We start from the raw sequence: 7,395 nt of genomic DNA on the forward strand, positions 1-7,395 counted from the left end.
TAGTCACAGTCTCTTGTTCTCGGCTTAATTGCTGGTTTTTCATTTCACTGTTCACATTCGCCGGTTTCCGTTTTGCCCGGCTGCGCAGTCAACGTGACTCTCGCCGATTGATAGGTAACGCGCCTCAGGCTGATGAACGCTAAAAGTGCTTTCCGCCTCCTGTTTACCGTTGCTGCAGCCTTCGTCTTCTGGACGCCCTTGAATCGTTTCGCCCTGGATCCGGATGCGTCGGTTTTTTTGAGCCACAAGACCAAGCTCATCCGTCCGATGAATTTACCTGTCTGTCTGGCTAACTATGCTGAACGTTCACGTCATCTTCGCCTGCATCGCAATCGCTGCGGGAGCCATAAACTTTGCTAGTGCCAAGCTCCGTAAGTACCGGAAGACGCATCGTATTCTCGGCTACGTCTATGTCGTCGCCGTACTGGCCGTATGCATCACATCAGGCTATATGGCTCCTTTTGCGACCGGAGGCAAGGTCGTGAGTGTAGCCTTCAATTTGCTTAATATCATTTGGATATTTATAACAGCGAACGCATACTTGGATATTCGACAAGGACGGGTTGAAAACCACCGCCGCTGGATGATCCGCAGTTACGCGTTCTGCTTTACAAATCAGATAATACATACGCTTATGCTTCTCTTCATCAACGCGCTGGGAATGAGCTATGAGGTCGGATGTACGGCGAGTGTTATAGGAACGATCGTACTTCTTTTCTTGGCGGCGGAATGGACCATTCGGAGACGAAAGGCTGGCGAGCAGGCTTCTTAAAATATGGCATATTACTTTGCCTGGGATTAAGCCTACCATTGTTATTTTGCTAATTTTACAAATCGGGAAGATGCTCTGATGAATCTTTGATTATAGATTGATTCCTAATAGAAAAATACCAGTATATCTTTTTTCATTTTCACAGTAGTTATACAAAATAATATAAATAGGAGTGAATATTGTGTCTGTTACCAAATCAAAAGCATTTATTATTTTCATCCTAGCTTTCGGGGTTTTTGGAATCATTAATACAGAGATGGGCATTATCGGGATATTGCCACTCATTGCTGAAAACTTTGGAGTTAGCGTTTCAACTGCAGGCCTGCTTGTTAGCCTATTCGCACTCGCAGTTGCAATTTCAGGTTCTATCTTGCCATTGTTATTCTCAGGATTTAACCGTAAAGGTGTTATGCTTCTTGCTATCGGGCTATTTGTGGTTAGTAACGTTGTTTCTATGTTTGCCCCCAATTTTACAATAGCCTTAATAGCAAGAATTGTTCCTGCATTCCTACATCCGGTTTACGTGTCTGTTGCCTTTACTGCAGCTGCTTCCTCAGTTAGTCCAGAAATGGCTCCAAAAGCAATCGGTCGTGTATTCATGGGTCTCACAGCGGGTATGATTATTGGAACTCCAATTGCCTCTTTTATTGCGGACTATGCGAATCTTGAGATAGCGATGTTATTCTTTGCTGTTGTAAATGCTTTAACATTCTTGGCCATTCTTCTCTTTGTCCCTTCCCTTCCCGTGAAACAAAAACAGTCTTATGGCTCACAGGTTCGTATTTTGAAGAAAGGTGTTGTTTGGGCAGCCATCTTTGGTGCAATCTTTATCCTTTCTGGTATGTATGCAACATTCAGCTTCTTTGCAGAGTACCTTGGGCGTGTAACGGAAATGTCTTCAAATACGATTAGCTTAATGCTTATTCTATTTGGTTTAACAGGGATGATAGGTAATTTACTCGCAGGTAAATTACTTACAAATAATGCGTTAAAGACTGCCTTTGTCTATCCACTCGTGTTTGTTGGTAGTTATTTGGTACTATTCTTGCTCGGATCGTTTACTGTTCCCATGATACTTCTTATTGCTTTCTGGGGCGTATTGTTTACTTTTGGCCTTAATATCTCCCAGTACATGATCACTTCATCCGCGCCCGAAGCACCAGACTTCTCTAACGGTCTGTTCGTAGCGTTTTCAAATCTTGGAGTTACCATTGGTACAATGGTTAGTGGTGCATTTATCAATGGCATGGGTATTCAAAGCGTCATGTGGGTAGGAATTGTCTTCTTGTTACTTGGGTTCTTATCTATCTTATTATTTATACCTCTTACCCGTAAGTCCAATATAAAAGATGCATCCAAGTTAGCAGCTTAATATCTCTCCAACAAAAAAGGTCCTGAGTCGTTTGGTATTCCAACCTAACGATTCAGGACCTTTTCTATTTATCAATCAAAGTTACCGTCGTTTGATGACGACAATTTGTACATTCGTATAGTGGCAGCTGCGTGTTTTGATCTCATATGCCTTGTGATGCTGACATTCCGGACAGTGAAACCCCTCGGGCCACTTCAACTTGTACAAATGCTGATGGCAGGCTTCCTCGGTCTTGAATGTTTTTTGGAACTGAATCAAATTTACGGTTCATTCTTTGCCGGGCTTGCCATTCACTAGAATCATGCTACAATAAAAGGTACCATTCAGTCCCTTTTTATTGTACAACAAGCCGGTTTAAAGGTCCAGAAGGAAATAGCGCCGGGCCATCCACTCAGGGGACGTAGGACACCCTGACCATGGAAGAGCTGACTTCTTTTGATTTCATGACAGGCATTCGCCAGTTTGGAATAAATAAAACTTATAGGGGGATTTTTCAATGACTGTAATATGATACAACGCAAGTGTTCAAAGAAAATACTTTATTTTCATTAAACAGCAAGGACTTTTCACGGTGACATTGAAGTCCATTGCGGAACCTTCAAAGTAAACGGCAAAGAGGTTAAGGTTCTGGCTAAGCGGAATCCTGAAGAACTCCCTTGGGGAGAGCTTGGCGTAGACATCGTTCTCGAATGTACAGGCTTCTTCACCACGAAAGTAGCTTGGTACGATAACGAAATGTCTTATAACTATGAATACGGCCATGTTTAATTTGGCGTTAAATGTCGAAACGATGTTAGATAAATAAATATCTGGCTCGGATTCAATCAACATAGCGAGTCGCTGTTGCCAATCTAGGTCACTATCGGCCAGTAATACTTTAATACTCCCGTTCTTCCTATGGATCAAATCTATTATCTCTACAGAAAAGCTCGTTTGTTTGTTCATAATCGATCACCTCTTTTTATTTTCAAATGACAAAAAGACACGCCCCTTCACTGGCGTGCCTGCTTGTCATCTTGGTGTGGTTTGAGAGGGTAACCTGCCGATCATTGCACTAGTGCAGAAGACCCGTGGCTTTGCGTCCCTGTCTTTCGATCAGGTTTGCCTTTTTTCCTAGTCTATTCGATAGGGGTTGACGCATATTCATTCAACGTGACAATTCCGTATTGAGTCGCAACACGTCGACAATCTGGACATCCGTTTTTGTTAAGTTCCCTCGGTACAATGCAATTGGGTTTATTAGTTGCAGTCAAATTTTTCTTTCTTGCACGCATACAATACGAGATACTTGTATTTTCGAAACGGACCTAGAACTGTCACAAAAGATAAAAAAATCACAAATCCGTGAAGCCTAAATTAGCCGTTGGCGTCTTTTTTGGCCTCACACGTTCAGCAACTCTGTCAAGCCACCGGGTGTGAGTATGTTGCCGACGTAGAACTGGCCGAATTCGCCGAAGCGTGCGCTAGTCTCGTCGAACCGCATCTCATAGACGAGCTTCTTAAACTGCAGCGACTCGTCCGCAAACAGTGTGACACCCCACTCCCAATCGTCGAAGCCAACCGAGCCGGTGATAATCTGCTTGACCTTGCCCGCATAATTGCGCCCGATCATACCGTGACTGCGCATGAAGTTTTTGCGCTCCTCCAGAGACAGCATGTACCAGTTATCGTTGAGCATGCGTCGCTTGTTCATAGGGTAAAAGCAGATATGTTTCGCCTTGGGTAGGATTGGCTTAAGGCGAGCGGCTACCTCGGGAACTTGCATCGGATCGGAGCCGGGAGGTGCTAAATAACTGCTCAGCTCGACGATACTGACGTACGAGTAAACTGGTTTCACGAATTTGGCGAACCCGGAACGATTAAATGCGTTCTCCACTGAGTTCAGCTCCTCGAGTGTCTCACGTAGGTGCATAAACATAATGTCTGCCTTCTGGCCGACGACGGCGTACATTGCCAAGCTGCCTTCCATCCGGGATTCGACCGCAGACCACTCGCAGATTAGCATCATCAAATCATGCTTTGCAGTCTCGCGTTCCTCTGCGGTTGCACCTTTCCAGGCAACCCAGTCGATTGTGCGGAAATCATGCAGCGCGTACCATCCCTCTAGCGTTTCTGCTGCTTCACTCATCTTACTTCAGCCCCCCTGGTTGTTGTGGCTTATCCAATGGCTTTCTTTTTGAATTTCATTATCTTCTTGAACAAGCTTATAATACGTCATTTTATTTGCTCCTCTCACTAATGTTATTACATGGGGTCTCGTAGAATATATCCGCTTCCCCTATGGTTTAAATCACGATGTACGAAACTATAGACGCTTTGATCAATTCATCTCATTTTTTTATACGCGTATCAATCATACTGTAGTTTTTGGTTACTACTACTTCCAAACCACATAAATACTCTCTTGTTAGTACTTTGGGGCTAAACATCTATAATGGCAATTTATATTCCTTCAACGAAAATGAACGGGTTTATGGCTGATAGTCTATGGTGAATCGTAAGATCTCTTTGCCGTGTAGCGTTTAATGATCGCTTTGAAACAAAGAATCAACTCTGTGGAACTGAACGGTTTCAGTACGCAATCATCAGCGCCAGCTTGAAAACTCTCCAGCATCTGATGGTCGTTATCAGTCACAACGATAATCGGCACCTCAATATCTTTCTTGATCTTAGAACAAAGAGTGATTCCATCCTGATAGGGAATTGCTGCATCCAATATAACGAGACTGTACGTCATGAAGCTGCATGCGTTTCAAGTTAGTTTACGCTCTTATTGTAGCGAAAAGGCAGGTCCAAACGTATGTCAGCATGAAAGCTGTTGTTGGGTCACCCTTTTTTCTAGAAGACTTGAACGACTTCATGAATGCCATCCACTTCTTCAAAAATGGCACGTTCAATGCCAGCCTTCAATGTGATCGTTGCACTAGGACAGCCGTTGCACTCTCCCAAGAATTTTAATTTAGCCACTCCATCCTTAACCTCAACCAATTCAGCATCCCCGCCATCGCGCATTAAAAAAGGACGCAGTTTTCTCAATACATCGTCTACCTCTTCGAACAATTCCTCGTAATCTCTCATTTTATGACTCCTTTCATAGAGGCTGTGCCATCAGCTTCACTGTTCGCATATCCTTAATCAATGGCCTTTCTCTCTATCATTCTTTCCTCTAATTCATCAATCATGTCTTGATAAAACTTAACTCTTCACTAGTGTAACGTTCTAGAAATCGGAAGTACCGATCTTGCTCCTGCTTATGCAGCTTTCCGTGCAGTACATATAATTCCAGCGCTTTTGCCGTTAATCTGAAGTGGATTTCCTTCTTGTTATCGTTAAGACGGATACGCTCAATAAAACCATCTTTTAATAATGTGGTCGTTATCTTTGTTATGCTTGCTTTCGTTAAATCCATTTTTTCGGCAAGTGCTGTATTGTTGATGGGATCATTATTGCCAATACAGTCAATGACGTGTACAGATGTAAGATTAGCAGGATATTCGGAAATCCCCTGCTCTTTTGACGCTTGCAGGTAGAATTAAGAAGAATTGCAGCAATGTTACTTGGCGATTTTTGCGAAATATTCTAATGTTCTAACCAGTTGCGCGGTGTAAGACATTTCATTATCGTACCAGGATGCGGTTTTTACCAGTTGCTGATCCCCAACTGTCAGAACTTTTGTTTGAGTGGCATCAAATAGGGACCCGAATGTCATTCCCTTCACATCGGAAGATACGATCTCGTCTTCTGTGTAACCGAATGTTTCTGGATCAGATGCTTCTTTCATAGCGGCATTCACTTCATCAACTGTTACCGTGGTGTTCAATACGGCTACGAGTTCCGTTACGGAGCCTGTTGCAACAGGCACACGTTGAGAGGCACCATCAAGTTTGCCCTTCAGTTCGGGAAGAACGAGGCCAATGGCTTTTGCCGCACCGGTAGAGTAAGGAACAATGTTCTCTGCAGCAGCCCGTGCTGCGCGGAAGTCTCCTTTTGAATCTGGCGCGTCAAGAGTGTTCTGATTACCTGTATAAGCGTGTACGGTTGTCATTAACCCCGATTGAATGCCAAACTTATCGTTCAGAGCTTTAGCCATGGGAGCTAGACAGTTCGTTGTGCAGGAAGCGCCTGAAATGACGGTTTCTGTTCCGTCCAGTATTTCATGGTTTACGTTATACACGATGGTCTTCATGTCGCCTGTTGCCGGAGCGGAAATAACAACTTTCTTTGCTCCGCCTTTCAGGTGAAGCTCGGCCTTTTCTTTGGTGGTGAAGAAACCTGTACATTCGAGTACGATATCTACGCCAAGCTCGCCCCAAGGGATTTCTTCAGGGTTGCGGTTAGCCAGCACTTTAATTTCTTGACCGTTAACAGTAAAAGCTCCACCATGAACTTCGATATCACCATGGAAAGTGCCTTGCGTAGTATCATATTTGAGCAGATGGGCCAGCATTTTTGCGTCAGTCAGGTCGTTTATGGCCACAACCTCGATATTTTCCACCTCTTGAATTCGACGGAAAGCGAGTCTTCCGATTCGCCCAAAACCATTAATGCCTACTTTTACACTCATTGAATAACCCTCCTGTTTCGTTCGAAATCCATTCCACATAAGTTTGTCCAATAGAACTTAAAGGTAAGCACTGAGCCGAAGCCAAACAAGTTTGCCTTTGGAATGGGTTTGTTTTAAAATAAAAGATACCGATCGGTACCTTTATTATATCAGGATTTAAGACATTTGCAAGGTTTCGGACGTAAAATTTGATATAATGTTAGATTAGAATAAGATCACGGAGGAACCTATGAAAAAAGGAGATCGAACAAGAGAGCACATTATTATGAAATCGGCAGCAATCTTTAATCAAAGAGGTTATGCCGGTACATCGTTAAATGATATTATTGCCGACACCGGAATTAAGAAAGGGGGCATCTATCGACATTTTGCCAGTAAAGATGAGATTGCGCTTGAAGCCTACAATTACGCTGCCAGTCTGGTTAGCGGGAAATTTGCTGAGGCGGTCGACCAAGAGCAGTCTGCGTCAGGGAGGTTACTTGCATTTTTTCGTGTATATGAAGATGTTGTCGATAATCCACCATTTATTGGCGGATGCCCCATGCAGAATACAGCTGTAGAAAGTGACGATACTCATGCGGAACTTTATGGTCGAGCAAGGCAGGGGCTGCATAGCTTCTTGGATATGATGAAAAGTATTATTCGTGACGGGATTAAAGCTGGGGAGTTTAGGGGAGATCTGGATTC

The 7,395-nt window shown here is 43.5% G+C and carries 9 protein-coding genes, 2 pseudogenes and 1 riboswitch; of the genes and pseudogenes, 5 read left to right on the plus strand and 6 right to left on the minus strand.

Going from position 1 to position 7,395, the window contains the following annotated elements:
- Positions 1-295 precede the first annotated feature (295 nt).
- The 3 genes and pseudogenes from BK127_RS41260 to BK127_RS41265 all read left to right on the plus strand — a co-directional run bounded on the left by BK127_RS41260 (position 296) and on the right by BK127_RS41265 (position 2,144).
- Complete coding sequence (locus BK127_RS41260; RefSeq protein WP_144026725.1) at positions 296-772, plus strand: DUF2306 domain-containing protein; 477 nt, start codon at positions 296-298, stop codon at positions 770-772.
- Positions 756-848, plus strand: a pseudogene (locus BK127_RS45420) (sugar ABC transporter permease); the annotation flags it as partial. The gene BK127_RS41260 and the pseudogene BK127_RS45420, both read left to right, overlap by 17 nt.
- Positions 849-953: 105 nt before the next feature.
- Entirely contained in the window at positions 954-2,144 is a 1,191-nt protein-coding gene (locus BK127_RS41265; protein ID WP_256711698.1) for an MFS transporter, read from the plus strand.
- A gap of 81 nt (positions 2,145-2,225) precedes the next feature.
- Here BK127_RS41265 and BK127_RS45995 read toward each other — a convergent pair whose 3' ends face one another.
- Positions 2,226-2,402, minus strand: coding sequence for a transposase (locus BK127_RS45995; protein ID WP_083689978.1), 177 nt, complete (start codon positions 2,400-2,402; stop codon positions 2,226-2,228).
- A gap of 294 nt (positions 2,403-2,696) precedes the next feature.
- Here BK127_RS45995 and BK127_RS41275 point away from each other — a divergent pair.
- A pseudogene (locus tag BK127_RS41275) lies at positions 2,697-2,864 on the plus strand (glyceraldehyde 3-phosphate dehydrogenase NAD-binding domain-containing protein); the annotation flags it as partial.
- Between the two features lie 310 nt (positions 2,865-3,174).
- A riboswitch (cyclic di-GMP riboswitch) is annotated at positions 3,175-3,260 on the minus strand.
- A 265-nt stretch (positions 3,261-3,525) separates the two neighbouring features.
- Here the strand turns inward: BK127_RS41275 and hemQ are convergent.
- The 5 genes from hemQ to gap all read right to left on the minus strand — a co-directional run bounded on the left by hemQ (position 3,526) and on the right by gap (position 6,708).
- The gene (gene hemQ, locus BK127_RS41280; protein WP_076238445.1) at positions 3,526-4,272 is read right to left on the minus strand and encodes a hydrogen peroxide-dependent heme synthase; all 747 of its coding nucleotides are present in this window, start codon (positions 4,270-4,272) and stop codon (positions 3,526-3,528) included.
- Between the two features lie 357 nt (positions 4,273-4,629).
- A complete protein-coding gene (locus tag BK127_RS41285; RefSeq protein ID WP_076238446.1) occupies positions 4,630-4,881 on the minus strand; it encodes a response regulator transcription factor in 252 nt (83 codons plus the stop codon).
- A 101-nt stretch (positions 4,882-4,982) separates the two neighbouring features.
- Positions 4,983-5,222, minus strand: a complete 240-nt coding sequence (locus BK127_RS41290) for a NifU family protein (RefSeq protein WP_076238447.1) — start codon at positions 5,220-5,222, stop codon at positions 4,983-4,985.
- A gap of 100 nt (positions 5,223-5,322) precedes the next feature.
- A complete protein-coding gene (locus BK127_RS46000; RefSeq protein WP_082350554.1) occupies positions 5,323-5,670 on the minus strand; it encodes a MarR family transcriptional regulator in 348 nt (115 codons plus the stop codon).
- A 27-nt stretch (positions 5,671-5,697) separates the two neighbouring features.
- Positions 5,698-6,708, minus strand: coding sequence for a type I glyceraldehyde-3-phosphate dehydrogenase (gene gap, locus BK127_RS41300; RefSeq protein WP_076238449.1), 1,011 nt, complete (start codon positions 6,706-6,708; stop codon positions 5,698-5,700).
- 229 nt (positions 6,709-6,937) lie between these two features.
- On the opposite strand from gap, the gene BK127_RS41305 reads away from it, so the two are divergent.
- Positions 6,938-7,395, plus strand: a 458-nt coding sequence (locus BK127_RS41305) for a TetR/AcrR family transcriptional regulator (protein WP_076238450.1), incomplete at its 3' end; no start/stop codon positions are given.

Source organism: Paenibacillus sp. FSL H7-0331 (genome assembly GCF_001956045.1).